We start from the raw sequence: 17255 nt of genomic DNA, 5'->3' as shown, positions 1-17255 counted from the left end.
ATGTCTCATGCTCAGAGTATTGGAGTCTATTTTTCGGCTAATGACGTTGTTTATGATTGGGCGATCGCTTTCCTCAACAGTTACCGCACCTTCAACCCTGAACTACGCCTGATTTTGATTCCGTTTAATGACCAGTGCGATCGCCTGCTAAAATTAAGCGATACTTACAAATTTGAAGTATATACTGATTCATCCTTTTCTCGTTTAGAGGCGATCGGTCAAGCATTTGAGCTGGGTTACACGCCTACAGGCCCCTACTGGTTCCGACGCTATGCAACTTTTTGGGGACCACTAGACTATTTCATGTATTTAGATGCTAGGCAAATCATCTTGGCGGATCTCAAACCTTTTATTGAAGCAGTAGAAAATTTTGGGTTTGATTTTTTACATTATGACTGCGCCATTGATCAAGTTTACGAACCAGGAGAATTTCGCCAAGAATTATTAAGGCAAGGACGAGGGCGTGGGTTTAACTCTGGTCGTTGGGCTTCCCGAAAAGGACTATTTTCAATAGAAGAGTTTGAGCAACTAGCAGAGAGTGCCTTGAAAATTCGTAACCAACTCAACCCTCGAAATACAGATCAAGCTTTCATCAACTATTGCTGCGATATGAAGCCTGTATGCTATGGGCATTTGGCAGAAGTAATTGGAGGTATCTGTCAAAACGGTTGGGCAAGACTATCGGGGAAAATTTACTCGAAAGAAGGAAAATACTATTTGTGGGATTATGGAGGTTTAGATCACAAAAAAAGGGTAATTCTTCTTCATTGGGCAGGTATACCACTTAATTCAATTATGCCTGAACGCTCACTATTTAAAAAATACAGATTTATTAAATCATCTTGGATATACAGTAGTTTATATGACTGGCAATACAGTATAGTCCAACCTATTCTTTTTATAAAAGAAGGTTTGCGTAGAAATCGCTTTGTTAACAGTTTTTATCATAAAATAAAGTAGCAAATACAAGATTAGCAGCATAACGAAAATTTTTGTTGTAGTTTTAACTTGCTTTTTGCTAAATTTTCGGGTAAATATACACTTCTCTCAGATGAAACCCTGGGTTCTCAGAGAAAATTAAAGGTAAAATTAGTTCACATTGTTCTTGGGCTACATTAATAGTGTGTATGCTTCATTCATAGCTCTCGTTAGTATTGTATGTAAATATATATAAATTATGCTACGCAATATTTTTCCAACATTACAAAATTTCCGAACTTACCCTAAAGTCAAGACAAAATGAAGCAAGTATTAAAGAAAATTTTCCGGCGTTTAGGCCTAGAAGTACACCGATATAGAGATAAAGAATTTCCGCCTGCTTCACCCAAACGTAGCATTGGAAATTTAGAATCATCACTACAAGATTTAAGAGCAAGGGGATTTGTACCACAGTCTATTCTTGATGTTGGTGCAAATCATGCACATTGGAGTCGGATAGCTAAAAGTGTCTTTCCAAAAGCAAATTGTTTTTTGATTGAACCACTAGTTGAAATGAAGCCATATTTAGAGAGTTTTTGTAATGACTTTCCTGGGTCTCGTTGGTTTATGGTTGGTGTTGGTGCAAAACCGGAAGAATTAAAAATTAACATCTGGGGGGATAATCTTGATATTTCTTCTTTCCTCTCAGAAGAATCAGAAAATAGTGGCAAACAACGGTCTATAAAAATTACTACTATTGATAGTTTAATTGAAGATGGAGCAATTCCTATACCTCAACTAGTTAAGCTGGATATTCAGGGTTTTGAGCTAGAAGCTTTATCCGGAGGTTCACAGTTATTTGGTCAAACGGAGGTATTCATTTTAGAAGTTTCATTATTTAAATTTCTGAAAGATATGCCTATCTTTCATGAAGTGATTTCTTTTATGGCAGATAAAGATTATTTTGTGTACGATTTTCCTGGTTTTTTACGGAGAAGTTATGATGGTGCTTTAGGTCAAGTAGATATTTGCTTTGTCAAAGAAGGTGGTTTACTAAGAAATTCTAACAGATGGGATTAGTATCCCATCGTGAGTTTGTAGATGCGATTTTTATATCTTTGTATAGCAACGGAGAAGGAAATCTTGGTCATACAAAAATGATTGGGTGCAACTGTTTCATTTTAGCTGCTTAGTCCATTCTTTAAAAAATCCTGTATAAAGTTGAAAGAATACTTTTTTGATGATAAAAACTGTCACAACTAGATTTGATTGTGGGACACTTAAACAGACTTATCACTTAAGTTTACAATAATGATCAAAAAAATAAAAGTAGGATTTTACGTCTACAATAAACACTATCCTAATGTAGATCTAAGATTTCCAGAACAAGGGAATCCTGGTATTGGTGGAAGTGAATTTACTGAACTTGCTACAGCTTATTATTTAAATAAACTTTATTCAGAAAAAATTGAGGTGTTAGTAATAGCAAATATTATCGATTTGTTACCACCATCATTGAATGTTTATCATGCAGACAATATAGTTGATGCAGCAGAAAAAAGTGAACGCCAAGGATGTGATATATTTGTCTTTAGAACAGTCCTATGGACAGAGGAATTATATCAAAAACTAGGCCAACTGAACATAAAAGCCATAGCACGCTCTACTAATTATTTTAACATTCATGCTTTAAATCAAATAACAGATTGTTCAAAAATTAAAGGTCATGTTTGTACTGGTCAAGAGCAACTAGATATTTTACGAGACCATAAGCTTTTTAATAAATCCATTCGGATTTTTGACCCATTTAATATTGAACACTTTGTTCCTAAACATGAAATATTAAAACAAGGAAATACAGTAGTATTTATTGGAAGCCTTGTTTTTTCAAAGGGATTTCATGTTCTTGCTAGAGTTTGGTCTGATATCATCAAAGAAAAACCAGAAGCAAAGCTGATTGTTATTGGGAGTGGTAAACTATATGATCGAAATCAGAAATTAGGAAAATGGGGGATAGCCGAAGAAAGTTATGAAGCTAATTACATACGTCCATTTTTATCCGATGAGAATGGTAAATTAATTGAGTCTGTGCATTTTGCAGGTTTATTAGGTATGGAGAAGATTGAAATTTTGCAAAATGCCGATGTAGGAGTTGTGAATCCCACGGGTGCTACGGAAGTATGTCCAGCAAGTGCTCTGGAGATTCAAGCTTGTGGTACTCCAGTTGTTTCTGTTGCTAAATTAGGGTTGCTTGATACTGTAGTACACCAAAAAACCGGATTGCTAGGAAAAAGCGACAAAGATCTAACAAAAAATATTTTGTATTTATTGAATAATCCTCAAGTGGCTAAACAGTTTGGGGAAAATGGAATTAATTTTGTTAGAGAAAATTTTGATTATCAATTTATTGTCAAGCAATGGTTAGAATTACTCATTGATATCTATAACGATAAACCGCCACAGCCACAACCGATGAAACAAAATTATTTTTATAACGCTAAATTCCTAGTGGAAGGTTTACGAATTATTAAGAAATACATACCACTACTACGTAATTTTCCTGCTTTGTTTGAGATAGCTATGTATGCGTCCTGGCTTAAAAAATTAAGATAGATAAATATGAACATAAATATAAGTTAATCAGGACAACAATTTTGAAATGTTATTCAAAAATTTTTGTATTCAAATATTAATTTGAATCAGCTATGGTTTTAAATGTTTAATAAATTAATTTGTTGTTTCTATAAATTAGCAAAATAATCTCATCACATTTATATATTTTCTGAGTACACAATGCATATTACTGCTTATTTACAGCCTGAACGCACATATCTACCTTGTACAGGTGTAGGAAGACATATTAATAATATATTACTTCATCTGTCTCAGCACCAAGATATTGAAATTTCATTATTAGTTTCTAATCAATACTTTGATGCCAATGGAAAACTTGATCCTCGTACACCATTACATGAATTTGACCTGTGTACTTATCCTTATAAAAGGCTAATGACTGAGCGGTTATGGAAGTTTTGTAGCCTTCCCAAAATGGATAAATTTATTGGCACAACCGATTGTTTGTATTCTCCTGTAGCAGAATATGTTCCTGTGAACAGAGAGATTCCAATGATAATTACCATGCATGATATGCATACATTAGAGCCAAACTTACCCTGGTCTAATAGTTTAGGTCATACATGGCAAAAATGGAAAACACAGGTATGGATTTCTAAAGTATTTAATCGAGTCGACCATATTTGTACAGTTTCAAACTATAGCAAGCAACGAATAATTGATTTACTAGGAATAAACCCTGAAAAAATAACAACTGTTGGGAATGGCGTGGATAACAGTTTTTTTGAAATTGCTGATGTTGATATTAAAGACTTGCAAGCACCTATTCCATTACCTTATGTAATATTAATTGGCGGTTTGAAATATAAAAAGGGAGGATATTATGTACTAGAAGTAGCCAAAGAGCTAAAAATTCGTAAAAGTTCGTTAAAAATCTTAGTTGTTGGTTCTAGTGAACCAAGCCTGATAGAGGCAGCAAATACATTAGATAATGTAATTTTGCAAGGTATAATACCTGATGATGAATTGCCTAAATTATTACGAATGGCATCATCTTTACTATTTTTATCTTTATATGAAGGATTTGGAATTCCAATGGTAGAGGCAATGGCATCCGGTGTACCTGCTGTAGTTGCTAATCGAGGTGCTCTTCCTGATGTCGGAGGTTCAGCAGCAATTGTTGTGGAATTAGAAAATGCTGCCGTGATTGCAGATATTCTAATTAATTTGGAAAAAGATACACAACTACGTGATAGCTATATCCAACTTGGACGTAACCATGCTAAAAAGTTTACTTGGAATAACTGTGTTGATAGATTAGTTGAGGTATTGCATAAATACTCTTAAAAATATCAAATAATGGGTGAGTGGGACTGAAGATTTGCGAATTTGGGATGATAAATCACTCTCATTAGAACTATAAAATGTAGGGGTTAAGGAGATTCGTTGAGCTTACATAGGCGATTCTGGTATTCCTGCATTCATTCACCTAAAAGATATAGAACGTTGGAAATGATATAAGAGGAAAAATTCATCATAAAATGCAAAACTTAAACGAGCAAGAAAGTCCTTCTAATATACCTATAATGGTCAGTCTTTTGGGAGAATACTTCTTTCGTCAAACATGGTTTACTCTTTGTGCAGAAACATGGAAATTGGCACAAATCAATCAGCCAGTTTATATTTTAAGTGACGGATCGCTTACATTGGATAGTAAAGCCAAATTGGCTGATATGGGCTTAATAGTTCTTCCAGATAAAGATGTAAATGAAGTAGTTAATTCCACTCTTGGCAAATATCCTGGAATTTCAAAACTTCGTCAACAATCAAATCTTTTCAAAAAATTGATAGATACTTCTCTATTTTTTCCCAGTAACCGAATTCTTTATTGTGATTCAGATGTTATTTTTAGAAGACGATTTATCTTGCCTACAGAAGTCCCTTCTTTTTTATTTTGCATAGATGATATTCCTGGATATAGTGGAAGCTGGCAGATACCAATTATATACCCAATTGTAACTGGGCTTAATTCCGGATTTATTTACTTCGATCCTGGTATAGTAGACCTTGATTATATCAATTATATATCTACTAAGTATCTTTTAAAGAGCAATCATATCTGGTGGCTAGAACAAACTTGCTGGGCATTATTAGCAGCGAAAATTGAGAATAAAGGAATTTTTGAAGGTAGCGATGCTTGTGTAATCAGTGGCTTTAAAAAAAGAACTCCAGAAGAAATTAAATTTAATAAGACAAAATACTTCACCTTAAACAAAAAAGTTTCTGATATTGCCACCATTGAATCAATGATTGGTGATGCTTCAGTGGTTCATTTTGCTGGACCGGGAAAGCCTTGGATTGAACCTATTTATAAAAAATCATTCTATGATGATGTCAGAGAATTAAGGTGGAAAAAAGTTGAGAATGCTAATATGAAAGACAAATTATTATTGGGAATTAGAATGTTTATAAAAGGTTAAAATATGTTTAGATTGCTTTAAGTTCAAAAAATTGAGATTAAATTAAGTGCTGAGAGTAGTTTTTTGCTGGGCTGACATCTCCGGTTACATGGCAGCTTGCTGGCGAGAATTACAATCTTTATCTGATATAGAGATATTCGTCATCGCCTTTCAAGCTCGTACTGAAACGTCATTTTCTGATCAACTAATGCAGGGTATTCCCTGCCGCCTTTTGAATCTTCAAGAAAGACAGGATGCTAATTTAATTAAAACTTTGGTGTTGGCAGCATCTCCTGATGTCCTCGTGCTGTGCGGCTGGTTACACAAACAGTATCGTCAGTTGGCCTTTGCCTCAGAATTCCGTGGAACAGCCTTAATTATGACGATGGATACCCCTTGGCGGGGTACATGGAAACAGCACCTAGCTTCCTGGTTTTTATGCTCCTATTTGCAACGCATGAATAGTGTTGTCGTTGCTGGGGAACGCAGTTGGCAATATGCCTCACGCTTGGGAATTCAACCAGCAAATATTGCTCGTGGTGTTTATGGTATTGATTATGATGCTTGGTCTCCACTGTTGGAAAAGCGCCTCCAGTCTGAATGGCCGCGTTCATTTTTATTTGTAGGTCGCTACGTTTCGATTAAGGCAGTTGATGTACTTGTGAAGGCTTACCAAATTTACAGATCACAAGTCTCCCATCCTTGGACTTTGGTATGTTGTGGTCAAGGACCACTCGAATCACAAATCCAGGGACAACCAGGAATTGATAATCGAGGATTTTTACAGCCGACAGAAATGCAACAGGTTTGGCAGTCTGCTGGGGCGTTTATCTTACCTAGTCGATTTGACCCTTGGCCACTAGCATTAGTAGAAGCGGCGGCGGCTGGTTTACCCGTTATCTGTACTGATGCCTGTGGTTCAGCCGTTGAGGTCATTCGTCCTTGGTACAATGGCTTAATTATCCCACCAGCAGATGCCAAAGCCTTAGCTAAAGCTATGCTAACTCTACATCAACAATATACAGACTTATCCACATGGGGCAGGCGATCGCAACAGTTAGCAGCTCCCTACGCAGCCAATATCTGGGCAAGCCGTTGGCACGAACTGATACATGATGTACACCCAGCAAACAAAGCCAAGCAAAATCCCAGTAAGCTGGTTAATAAACATTTAACTTAAATGATCAAGCATGGCTTCAGATTTTATTAATAAACTTCTTAATCTAATTTTTAGCCCCTATGGTTTCCTGGGCATTGCCCTAGGTATGATGCTCTTGGAAAAAGCTAAAACTTCTCGTCGTTTAGCTTGGTTGTTATTCTCATTTTGCTGTTATGCCGCTTCCCTGGCAAAGTTTCAGGATGAGTGGGTCAAGGAACCACCAGCTTTAGTTTTTCCCTTACAACAATTACGTGAGCTAGGTCGTCCCCTAACTATAGTCATTCTAGCTTTGGTCTTGCTACTAGGAATGGAAACAAAAAATGGATGGCGGCGGGTGGTTATTCCACAACCAATCAATTACCTGGTGATGTTTCAGGCTGCGATTTTTCTTAAGGTCTTATTTTACGGTGATATGCTCTTTGCTTTACTAGCAGCCATGACCTTTGGTGCAGTAGTGCTTATGTTCAAATTGGGGCCTTCTCGTTGGTTACAGGATGAATCTAATTTCCACCTAGGTGTTTGGTCACTAGCAATGAGTGGCGTAATTTTTGGACTAGCCTGTACTTATCAAGGTATCTTTAATATGTATCCCATGACATTTACACAAGGAAGATTCCTAGGAACTACTGGTAATCCACAACATGCAGCTGCTTTTTTAGCTAGTACAGTTCCCTGTTTTATCTTCCTCATTGGACGCAATAAAAAATGGGATTGGGTAAAAGCTTTTTGGATAGCTATGTTACTGATTATTACTTACTTTTTATTCCTCACAGGCTCCCGTACTGGCACACTTATGGCAATCACTTCGATTTTGTTTTTCTATCGCAATAGAAGTGGTACTTTGTTGCGCCTAGGTTTTTTCGCTATTGTCTTATTAGCTATTATATTTTTATTCATCAATCCCACAGAAGTTATAAATAGCAACGCACAAATCAGCTACAGATTACTGGAAGGAGGAAACACTCGTGAAGGTGTTTGGAATGCTATGTGGAATAGCTTTATTAACTATCCTATATTTGGTGCTCCTTTAAATGGGGAACGCGTGAATTTTGCAGAAAATACTTGGTTAGCTGCCGGAGCAACTACAGGAATAATAGGATTGATACCTTTATTAATGATGGGCTTTGGCTGTTTGCAGATGATGTTTAGACTTACAAAAATAAGTAAGAAAAATCCTAATTATTTCCTGCATACTAGCACTGTTATTGCAGGTTTAGCCTGCCTTATATCAGGTAGCTTTTCCGAAGCTCTTTTATTAGGAAATATGTCTTTCCCTGTAATGGCTTTGATTTTGTATCTGTCATTAGGAAAGTATTTAATTGATGCTGATTATAAACATCAAAAAGACTACAGTTCATCGCCGACCATAAAAAATCATGATTTTACAAAAACCTAAAAATAAAACTTATTTTTATCACTGATTATTTTTACATATTTTTATTCTGATTAATTTAATGAAAGTTCTGCATATTATTGCATCTGTAACAAAAGTCCGTGGCGGCACTAGCCAGGCTGTTTTAGATATAGTTAAGTCACTACGAAATCGCAATGTCGATGCCGAGATTGCTACTACTAATGATGATGGTGATTACTTACTTGATGTCCCTTTACAACAGCGCATTGAGTACAAGCAAGTTCCGATTTGGTTTTTTCAGCGTTTTTCGCCTAATTTCAAACCAGTTAGAGAATACGCCTTTTCCGGTCAGTTTACCCAATGGCTTTGGCGCAATATGGCTAATTATGAACTGGTACACGTTCATGCTTTATTCTCCTATCCATCAACGATCGCCATGTTGATCGCTCGTATCCAGAATATTGCCTATATAGTTACAACGCATGGTTTACTATGTGAATGGTCTTTACAACAAAGCACAAGCAAAAAGCAAACCTATCTCAAACTTATAGAGAGAGCCAACCTCAACGCTAGTCAGATAATCCACTTCACTTCCCACAAGGAAAAGCAAGAAGTTTCACAGTTGGGATTTCAAGCTCCTAATTTTGTGTTACCCCTAGGAATATCTTTACCACATCAAATTCCTGATGCTCGTTATCGCCTACGTCAACAATTTAATATTCCAGTAAACGAACCTGTAATTTTATTTTTATCTCGACTGCATTATAAAAAAGGATTAGATTATCTAATTCCTGCTCTCGCTAAACTGGCTCATCACCGCTTTACTTTCATCCTTGCAGGTAGTGGTACTCCAGACTACGAAGCTGAAATAGAATCTTTGCTTGTCTCTCATGGATTGCGCGATCGCACCCGAATTGTGGGTTTTGTTGAAGGCGAGACTAAGGATATATTAATGCAAGGCTCAGACTTATTTGTTCTCACCTCTCACTCTGAAAACTTTGCGGTTTCAGTTTTAGAATCATTAGCTGTAGGTATTCCCGTCCTTGTGACTCCTGGCGTGGCTCTAGCTTCCGTTGTCAAGGAAAACCAACTAGGCTATGTTCCAGACATGGACGTATTAGCGATCGCTAATGCTTTAGAAGATTATTTAAGCAATGATCACGTTGCTAAACAGATGGGCGCGAATGCCCAAAAATTAATTGCGGATAACTATACTTGGAATCATATCTGTGATAAATTAATTAAAGAATATAGACAAATTATCAAGCCAGATTGCTCTCGGCAAAAATTATCTACTTATAAATAAAATTATTGTTAATTTTGTCTGATTAAATTTTAATATTTTTGTAAAAAATCAATAGTAAAAATTTTACAAATTCCATGCAAGCCAATACAAATCAATACGAATATTCTTACAAAGATAGTAATACTGAACATCATCATACTTATTTGTTATCTCCACTGTTGGATTTAATGGGGCAGGAACCTGTTAAACAAAACCAAAAATTGAGAGTCCTAGATTTAGGTTGTGGTAGCGGTAGCCTTAGCCATAAAATTGCTCAACATGGATATGAAGTAGTTGGGGTTGATGATTCGGCATCTGGAATATTTTTAGCCAGTCAAAACTTTCCTGATTGCCGTTTCATTCAAGCAAGTATCTATAACTTACCTGAAAACGATCTAAACCAGTCATTTGATATAGTTATTGCTGTGGAGGTAATCGAGCATCTATTTTACCCTAGAGAACTACTTAGGGCTGCTAAAAGATATTTGAAGCCAGAAGGTCGTCTAATTATTACAACACCCTATAATGGCTACTGGAAAAATTTGGCTCTTGCTCTTCTGGGGAAAATGGATTCTCATTATACAGCATTATGGGATGGTGGGCATATTAAATTCTTTTCTGTGGCAACTCTGACTAACCTACTTCAAGAAGAAGGCTTTGATAACACTATATTTAAGTTTAGTGGTAGATTACCCTATCTTTGGAAGTCTATGCTTTGTGCTAGCACTTTAGCAAAAATTTGATTTATTGTTGGTAATTAACTTGTATGTATGCTATTAAATATTACTCCTCTCATTCTGAGTTATAACGAAACATCAAATATTAAACGCACACTTGAGCAGCTAACTTGGGCTAATAGAATTGTTGTTATAGATAGTTATAGCACAGACGAAACTTTAAGTATTCTCTACTCCTATCCTCAAGTAGAAATATTTCAAAGAGAATTTGATTCTTTTGCATTACAGTGTAACTATGGGCTGACAAAAATTTTAACTGAATGGGTACTTTCCTTAGATGCAGATTATGTACTCACAAATGAGTTAATTGATGAACTGAAAGTATTAAAAGCAGAAACTAGCATCAATAGCTACACGGCCAGATTTAAATATTGCGTCTTTGGCAAACCTTTGCGTGCTACTCTGTTGCCACCCCGGAAGGTACTCTACAGAAGGGATAAAGCAATTTACAAAGATGATGGACACGCTCACCGAGTTTGGGTAGAAGGTGATTCAGGAATGCTTTCCGGCTATATTCACCATGATGATCGCAAACCTTTAAGTCGTTGGTTATGGGCGCAGGATCGTTATATGGTACTGGAAGTCAAGAAACTACTAGAAACTCCAAACAACGAACTTAGCAAAGGCGATCGCATCCGTAAACAAAAAGTAATTGCCCCTTTCATTATCTTATTTTATTGCCTGGTTCTCAAAGGTGGAATTCTGGACGGCTGGCATGGTTGGTACTACGCCTTTCAGCGTTTTCTAGCAGAAGTATTGTTGAGTATTCGTCTGATAGAAACTGAGAAACTCAACTCTTGAGGAAGAATTCAACAGCCAGAATCCAAGAAACGGTGTGGTTTTATGGAGGGTGAGTTATTAGCAGCAACAACTTTAGTAAAATTCAAAAGTATTGCCGCTTAGGACTAATAAGTTTCATCCTAGCTATTTTACTGATTATTCCAGTGCGGTTAGCGATCGCTTATCACCAAACACCACAACCCCAAGCCTTTTTGATTTTAGGTGGTGATATAGCTAGAAGCAAAACGGCGGCTGAAGTAGCCCGATTCTACCCATCTCTGCAAATTTGGGTGTCTTCTCCCGCAGATGCACGCAAAACAATCCAAGCTTTTCGAGATGCCGGTATCCCAGACAGCAGAGTAAATATTGACTATCGTGCTGTAGATACTGTCACCAACTTCTCAACCATAGTACCACAGCTTCAACAAAGGAACATTCAACACCTTTACCTAGTGACATCAGATTTTCACATGCGGAGGTCTCAAGCGATCGCTTTCATCATCCTAGGTAGTCAAGGTATCGCTTTTACTCCCATCTCAGTAGCCTCGAACCGCCCCCAAGACTCCATTGACCGCGTTCTTCGTGATATTATTCGCTCTATCCTCTGGGTTTTCACTGGTTGGACAGGAGTTAATATACCCAATTAATTATACCCTGGATGCAATTTTTTGGTAATGGCGATGCGATCGCTAACTCATATCCGGGTTTTAGATGAGTACATCCTCTGTTAAATCGTAACCATGCCCTCGCTCGACATGTTCGGGGGATAGTGTTGCGAAACCTGAACAGGAATTCAACTGCTATTTCTCAGGACTGCTAAAAACCCCCGAATTCATCCGAGGGGAAGGCGTTACTGCCTATCTGCCAACTGCGTCTTTCACTGATTTGTTAGACTGATGAAACCAGGATTTTTCAGTCACATCTCTGATCACGCCAGCAGACGAGGCTATTCATGCTTACAAATACCCTACTTCTTTCAAATCAACTCCCCACCCTGCAATATTCATCCACACCAGAACGATTCGATGACACCTGGGAAGCCCCCCTGGCTACCCTTCTGGGTTTAGGACGGGCTGCTGGTGCGGACTTTATAGAATTTTTTCTAGAACGTCGCAACTATATTAGTAGTCTGGCAGAAGAAGACACAATTACCAGCATTTCACCTAGTCTCTCCACAGGTGCGGGAGTCAGAGTATTTCGCGGCAAAGCCGACTGCTACGTTAGCACCAATGACTTATCATTTTCTGGTTTAAAAGCAGCCTTAGAAAAAGGACTTTCGATTCTGGGCTTACAACTCCCAGCCCCCAACGCTTTTATTCCAGAAATTAACCTAGAATTACTCAGAGACTACGCCACCAAACGCGGTAAAGATGGCTGGCTACCTCTGTGCAGTTCTATCCGCGAAATGGGTGAAATTCTCCTTGATGCTACTGCCTACTTAAATCGCAAGGCTAGCCATGTCCAATCCCGTCGCGCTAGCTATTTCCGCGATTGGCAAGAAGTTTTAGTTGCAGCCAGTGATGGCACTTTTGCCCGTGATATTCGCCTCACTCAGTCGGTGGGTTTTAACCTGCTGTGTGCTGACGGTGCAAATCGCGCCTCTATTGGTGAACGCGCTGGCAATACTAGCGATGCTAATTTTCTGAGAACTTGGGATTATCAGCAAGCCTCAGAGAAAATTGCCGAATCTGCGGGAAAAATGCTCTACGCTGATTACGTAGAATCAGGTACTTACCCCATCATCATGGCGAATCACTTTGGTGGTGTGATTTTCCATGAAGCTTGCGGACATTTGCTAGAAACCACCCAAATTGAACGCAACACCTCACCCTTTGCCGATAAAAAAGGCGAAAAAATTGCCCACGAAAGCCTCACAGCTTGGGATGAAGGACGGGCAGATTATGCCTTTGGTACAATCGACATGGATGACGAAGGTATGCCTGCTCAAAGAACTCTCTTGATTGAAAAAGGTGTTCTCAAGAACTTCCTCGCCGATAGAACTGGTTCTTGGCGTACTGGACACCCCAGAACAGGCAGTGGTCGCCGTCAAAATTATACCTTCGCTGCTGCTAGCCGTATGCGTAATACCTACATCGCTCCTGGTGATTACAAAATTGACGATTTATTCGCCTCTATAGATAAAGGTATTTACTGCAAAAAAATGGGCGGCGGTAGTGTTGGTGCTACGGGTCAATTTAACTTTAGTGTGGATGAAGCCTATTTAATTGAAAATGGCAAAATTACCAAGCCACTCAAAGGTGCTACCCTGATCGGTGAAGCCAAGGAAATTATGAATAAAATTTCTATGTGTTCCCAAGATTTGGATCTTGCGCCTGGTTTTTGCGGCTCAATTAGTGGCAGTATTTACACCACCGTCGGACAACCCCACATCAAGGTTGATTCTATCACCGTCGGTGGCCGCTAAAGAATTAGAGATTTTTCATTTGTTCGTAGTGAGGACTTCAGTCCTCATAATTATGTGGACTAAAGTCCTCTAGTGCGGACGCTACGCGTAGCTTGCTTCCCCGGAGGGGTACACTACAAACTATTAATTGGAATTTTGAATTTTTTTGTTATGCCCAATATTCAAGAAATCGCTACTTACGCTCAAGATAATGCTGAGAAACTTGGCATCAAAAAATTTGACATTTATGGCTCTATCGTTGATGAAACGAGTGTGCAAGTTGACCAAGGTGAGCCAAAACAAGTTAAAGCCTCAAACCGTTCTGGTGTGACTGTTCGTGTTTGGAATGAGGATAATACTATCGGTATTACAAGTACCACTGATGTAGATCATCAAGGATTAGAATTAGCTTTGAAAACTGCTTACGAAGCTAGTTTTTTTGGTGTGAAAGAACACGTTCCAGATTTTAGTCCAGAAGCTACAGTTCCACTAGCAAATGCACTTGATGACAAAGCACCGCAAGCACCTGTATCGGAACTGATTGAAAGATTATTAGGTGCTGAAAAAGAATTACTAGCGACTCACCCAGCTATTAAAGGAGTTCCTTATAATGGTTTGGCGCAAAGAGATATTGATCGGTTTTATCTCAACAGCGATGGTGCTTTGAGAAAAGATTCTCTTTCTGTATCTTCGATTTATCTCTATAGCAAAACAGAAGAAGAAGGTAAGAAACCCCGTAGTGCAGGTGCTTATAGAATCAACCGGAGATTAGAAAGTTTAGATATTGATGGTTGCATCCAAGAAACAGCCGAAAAAACAATCAGTCATTTGCATTACGAAAAAATTAAGACTGGTAAATATCAAGTTGTTTTTTCACCGGAGGCTTTTTTAAGTCTTTTGGGTGCGTTTTCTAATTTGTTTAATGCCCAAAATATTCTGGATAAACAAAGTTTATCTACTCCCGATGATTTGGGTAAACAAATTGCTTCGCCTCTACTTTCGCTGTATGATGATGCTTTACACCCTGCTAATGTAGGCGCAGAAACTTTTGATGGTGAAGGTACGCCTACTCGTCAGGTGAAGTTAATCGAAAATGGCGTTTTAACCAGTTTTCTGCACAGTGCGGGAACTGCTAAAAGGTTAAATGCTCAACCAACAGGTAATGCTAGTATTGGTGCAAAGGTTAGCGTTAGTCCTAATTTTTATCATCTGTTTGCCGCCGGAGACTCTGAGCAGGAGTTGAGTTTAGCGACTGCGGAAAATGTGATTTTAATTGATGATTTACACGCGCTTCATGCTGGGGTGAAATCTTTGCAAGGTTCGTTTTCTTTGCCGTTTGATGGTTGGTTGATTAACAAAGGTGAAAGAATTAGTATTGAGTCGGCAACTGTTGCTGGCGATTTCTTGGAACTTTTGCAGTCGATTATTTATGTTGAGAAGGAAGTAGAGTTAACCCCTGCTGGTGTGGCTCCTAGGATTTGGGTTGATGGATTATCGATAACTGGAGAGTAAAATTTAAACAGTGGTGATTTGAATTTTACTGGCAACCACATCAGTTTAAATACTCACTCAATACATCGGGAAATTTAGTTGAATTTCTCGGTGTATTATACAAAATAGTTAATAAAAATATAGTCAAATATTTCTAGCTTGGTAAGGCCGAAACCTTTTTCAAGTAGATAGAATAAACCGTCTACATCAACCAATACGGTGAAGTTAAGGGTGATTTTTGGAGATAATTGGTGTTGTCAGACGCGATAAATCGCGTCTCTACATGAGGTTTTTGGGCGAATATTAATTGTATTGTTACTAGGAAGTCCCCACTCTCAACCGTTCGCGCAACGTGTCACAGACAAGGCAGCTATGAGTAGTTTATCCTACTAAACCAGAACGCAATGCACGCACAGCTGCTTGGGTACGGTCATCGGCGCAGAGTTTATTGAGAATGTTGCGAACATGGGTTTTAACTGTACCCACGGTAATATACAGTTTTTCGGCAATTTGTCCGTTACTGCAACCAGCTACAATTAATTCCAGAATTTCTAATTCCCGTTGAGTCAGGGGGTAGGTTTCTAAAACTTGTTCATATTCTGTGGGTAGAGCTTCGATTTTGACGGTTTTGGGTTTATCTGATGGTTGGGCTTCGCCGGGTATACCTTGCCGCATCTTACTTAATACCACATTAGCGATCGCTGGATCAATCCATGAGTTACCGCCGTAAGTGGCTTGGATGGCATCTGTTAACTTGCTAATACTGGTCTCTTTCATGTAATAAGAGTCTGCCCCGGCGGCAAAGGCTGCCAAGACCGCATCCTCGGTATGATCCATTGTCAGGATCAAAATTTTCGTATTTGTTTGTCCACTCTCGGATTGATAGCGTCTAAACTTGCGGGTGAGTTCAATCCCATCCATGTCCGGTAAGCCAATATCTACCACCGCTACATCTGGCTTTGCCGTTTCTAAAAGTTTTAGTCCTTGAGTCGCATTGGCTGCTTCACCGATGACTCTTAATCCACCCTGCGACTGTAATGCGGCTTTTAGCCCCATTCTTGTGAGGTCGTGGTCTTCAATTAAAATAATGCTGATTTCATTCATTGCTACACCCGCTCTTCTCTGTTGGCAACTTGCAAGCGAATTGAGATTTCTTTAAGTTGCTTGTAACTTAGTTCTATAATTTTCCCAATCCAAAGATAGATGATATTTCTACAGCACTGCATCCACCGATAGAAATAATAAATCCTCTCTGTTTTCAAACGAGATAGAGACTAAAATCAGACTGAGGATACATTACTCTTGGGGAAAAAAATATATGATATTATCACTAAACTACTGCCTGTGTTGATCCTAACTTATTGCTTGAGGTGATATCTTGCACCATTCCCAATCAGCGTCAGGCGATGCACAGCCAACAACGTAAAACTCAGGCTTTCAGTAAGTTGTAAGCCATGCCCATGCTCCAAAAATTATCATCACCGAACAGGTGCAAGATGTGTGTTTAGGCTATCGTCAGCCAGTATTGGTGATTTTCTCCACTCTCCCATCTGGCGATTACCAAGACAACACAGGTATGACTCTGGACATTGGCAACAAAATGTAGAAACTACAACAAGTAGGATGCTTTAAACACTGATTTTACAGGCTAACCGTACCTTTCACTTCACTCATCATCAGGGTTCACTTAAGTAACACGGCTCAAGCTGACTGTACATAATGTTTGTCTGCAACTCTCACCAATGGGTGAGGACGGGTGTTAACTCATTCTTTTACAATGGTGATGAAGGTTGATAAATGTATTTTATTTTACTTTCTAGTCAATTAAAACTTGCTAACAACTCATTAACTAAATTCTAGATAATAGCTGATGAGCAATTGGCAATTAAGCAAAATCATAATTTTCATCACAAAAAATGACAACAACAAAAATTAACGGAATAGTGGAGGAAAACAACCTAAATCCCATGAATATCCTCAAGATGTTCATAAAAATTAATCTTACTCAGCCAATTAATCTAGGACAGAACGGGTTAAAGTAAGTGACAATGCTACAGGTAATCATACTCAGTTACTTAACTTAGCTACCACGAG

General features: G+C 38.3%; 14 protein-coding genes. 13 read left to right on the top strand and 1 reads right to left on the bottom strand.

Annotation, left to right across the window (positions count from 1 at the left end):
- The 13 genes from A3775_RS12490 to A3775_RS12430 all read left to right on the top strand — a co-directional run bounded on the left by A3775_RS12490 (position 1) and on the right by A3775_RS12430 (position 15182).
- A complete protein-coding gene (locus A3775_RS12490; protein WP_066425186.1) occupies positions 1–960 on the top strand; it encodes a hypothetical protein in 960 nt (319 codons plus the stop codon).
- 279 nt (positions 961–1239) lie between these two features.
- Positions 1240–1998 carry an FkbM family methyltransferase gene (locus A3775_RS12485; protein ID WP_066425184.1) on the top strand — a complete coding sequence of 253 codons (759 nt, stop codon included), beginning with the start codon at positions 1240–1242 and terminating at the stop codon, positions 1996–1998.
- 231 nt (positions 1999–2229) lie between these two features.
- Positions 2230–3531, top strand: a complete 1302-nt coding sequence (locus A3775_RS12480; RefSeq protein WP_066425182.1) for a glycosyltransferase family 4 protein — start codon at positions 2230–2232, stop codon at positions 3529–3531.
- Positions 3532–3711: 180 nt separating this feature from the next.
- On the top strand, positions 3712–4839 hold the full coding sequence (locus tag A3775_RS12475) for a glycosyltransferase family 1 protein (protein WP_066425180.1): 1128 nt from the start codon (positions 3712–3714) through the stop codon (positions 4837–4839).
- 194 nt (positions 4840–5033) lie between these two features.
- Positions 5034–5972 (top strand): hypothetical protein, encoded by a 939-nt coding sequence (locus A3775_RS12470; protein WP_066425179.1) that lies wholly within the window; start codon positions 5034–5036, stop codon positions 5970–5972.
- A 46-nt stretch (positions 5973–6018) separates the two neighbouring features.
- Positions 6019–7131: a glycosyltransferase family 4 protein gene (locus A3775_RS12465; RefSeq protein WP_231867000.1), complete on the top strand. Its 1113-nt coding sequence runs from the start codon at positions 6019–6021 to the stop codon at positions 7129–7131.
- Positions 7132–7141: 10 nt separating this feature from the next.
- Entirely contained in the window at positions 7142–8506 is a 1365-nt protein-coding gene (locus A3775_RS12460; protein WP_066425176.1) for an O-antigen ligase, read from the top strand.
- Positions 8507–8564: 58 nt separating this feature from the next.
- A complete protein-coding gene (locus A3775_RS12455; protein ID WP_066377217.1) occupies positions 8565–9770 on the top strand; it encodes a glycosyltransferase in 1206 nt (401 codons plus the stop codon).
- Positions 9771–9844: 74 nt separating this feature from the next.
- The gene (locus A3775_RS12450) at positions 9845–10492 is read left to right on the top strand and encodes a bifunctional 2-polyprenyl-6-hydroxyphenol methylase/3-demethylubiquinol 3-O-methyltransferase UbiG (RefSeq protein ID WP_066377219.1); all 648 of its coding nucleotides are present in this window, start codon (positions 9845–9847) and stop codon (positions 10490–10492) included.
- A 27-nt stretch (positions 10493–10519) separates the two neighbouring features.
- On the top strand, positions 10520–11287 hold the full coding sequence (locus tag A3775_RS12445; protein ID WP_066377221.1) for a glycosyltransferase family 2 protein: 768 nt from the start codon (positions 10520–10522) through the stop codon (positions 11285–11287).
- A 134-nt stretch (positions 11288–11421) separates the two neighbouring features.
- On the top strand, positions 11422–11913 hold the full coding sequence (locus tag A3775_RS12440) for a YdcF family protein (protein ID WP_231867006.1): 492 nt from the start codon (positions 11422–11424) through the stop codon (positions 11911–11913).
- Between the two features lie 305 nt (positions 11914–12218).
- Complete coding sequence (locus A3775_RS12435; protein ID WP_066377227.1) at positions 12219–13691, top strand: TldD/PmbA family protein; 1473 nt, start codon at positions 12219–12221, stop codon at positions 13689–13691.
- A 150-nt stretch (positions 13692–13841) separates the two neighbouring features.
- A complete protein-coding gene (locus tag A3775_RS12430; RefSeq protein WP_066377228.1) occupies positions 13842–15182 on the top strand; it encodes a TldD/PmbA family protein in 1341 nt (446 codons plus the stop codon).
- A gap of 360 nt (positions 15183–15542) precedes the next feature.
- Here the strand turns inward: A3775_RS12430 and A3775_RS12425 are convergent, their stop codons facing one another.
- Complete coding sequence (locus A3775_RS12425) at positions 15543–16265, bottom strand: response regulator transcription factor (RefSeq protein ID WP_066377229.1); 723 nt, start codon at positions 16263–16265, stop codon at positions 15543–15545.
- Between the last annotated feature and the right edge of the window lie 990 nt (positions 16266–17255).

The organism is Anabaena sp. 4-3 (assembly GCF_001597745.1).
Classification (GTDB): domain Bacteria; phylum Cyanobacteriota; class Cyanobacteriia; order Cyanobacteriales; family Nostocaceae; genus Trichormus.
The sequence above is the reverse complement of the archived record's forward strand: the minus strand, read 5'-3'. Positions and strand labels throughout refer to the sequence as shown.

Bases quoted from the DNA above. Each gene is read 5' to 3' on its own strand.
- A3775_RS12430 (WP_066377228.1), top strand. From the start codon at position 13,842: ATGCCCAATATTCAAGAAATCGCTACTTACGCTCAAGATAATGCTGAG.
- A3775_RS12455 (WP_066377217.1), top strand. From the start codon at position 8,565: ATGAAAGTTCTGCATATTATTGCATCTGTAACAAAAGTCCGTGGCGGC.
- A3775_RS12485 (WP_066425184.1), top strand. From the start codon at position 1,240: ATGAAGCAAGTATTAAAGAAAATTTTCCGGCGTTTAGGCCTAGAAGTA.
- A3775_RS12435 (WP_066377227.1), top strand. From the start codon at position 12,219: ATGCTTACAAATACCCTACTTCTTTCAAATCAACTCCCCACCCTGCAA.
- A3775_RS12480 (WP_066425182.1), top strand. From the start codon at position 2,230: ATGATCAAAAAAATAAAAGTAGGATTTTACGTCTACAATAAACACTAT.
- A3775_RS12470 (WP_066425179.1), top strand. From the start codon at position 5,034: ATGCAAAACTTAAACGAGCAAGAAAGTCCTTCTAATATACCTATAATG.
- A3775_RS12450 (WP_066377219.1), top strand. From the start codon at position 9,845: ATGCAAGCCAATACAAATCAATACGAATATTCTTACAAAGATAGTAAT.
- A3775_RS12425 (WP_066377229.1), bottom strand. From the start codon at position 16,265: ATGAATGAAATCAGCATTATTTTAATTGAAGACCACGACCTCACAAGA.
- A3775_RS12490 (WP_066425186.1), top strand. From the start codon at position 1: ATGTCTCATGCTCAGAGTATTGGAGTCTATTTTTCGGCTAATGACGTT.
- A3775_RS12460 (WP_066425176.1), top strand. From the start codon at position 7,142: ATGGCTTCAGATTTTATTAATAAACTTCTTAATCTAATTTTTAGCCCC.
- A3775_RS12445 (WP_066377221.1), top strand. From the start codon at position 10,520: ATGCTATTAAATATTACTCCTCTCATTCTGAGTTATAACGAAACATCA.
- A3775_RS12475 (WP_066425180.1), top strand. From the start codon at position 3,712: ATGCATATTACTGCTTATTTACAGCCTGAACGCACATATCTACCTTGT.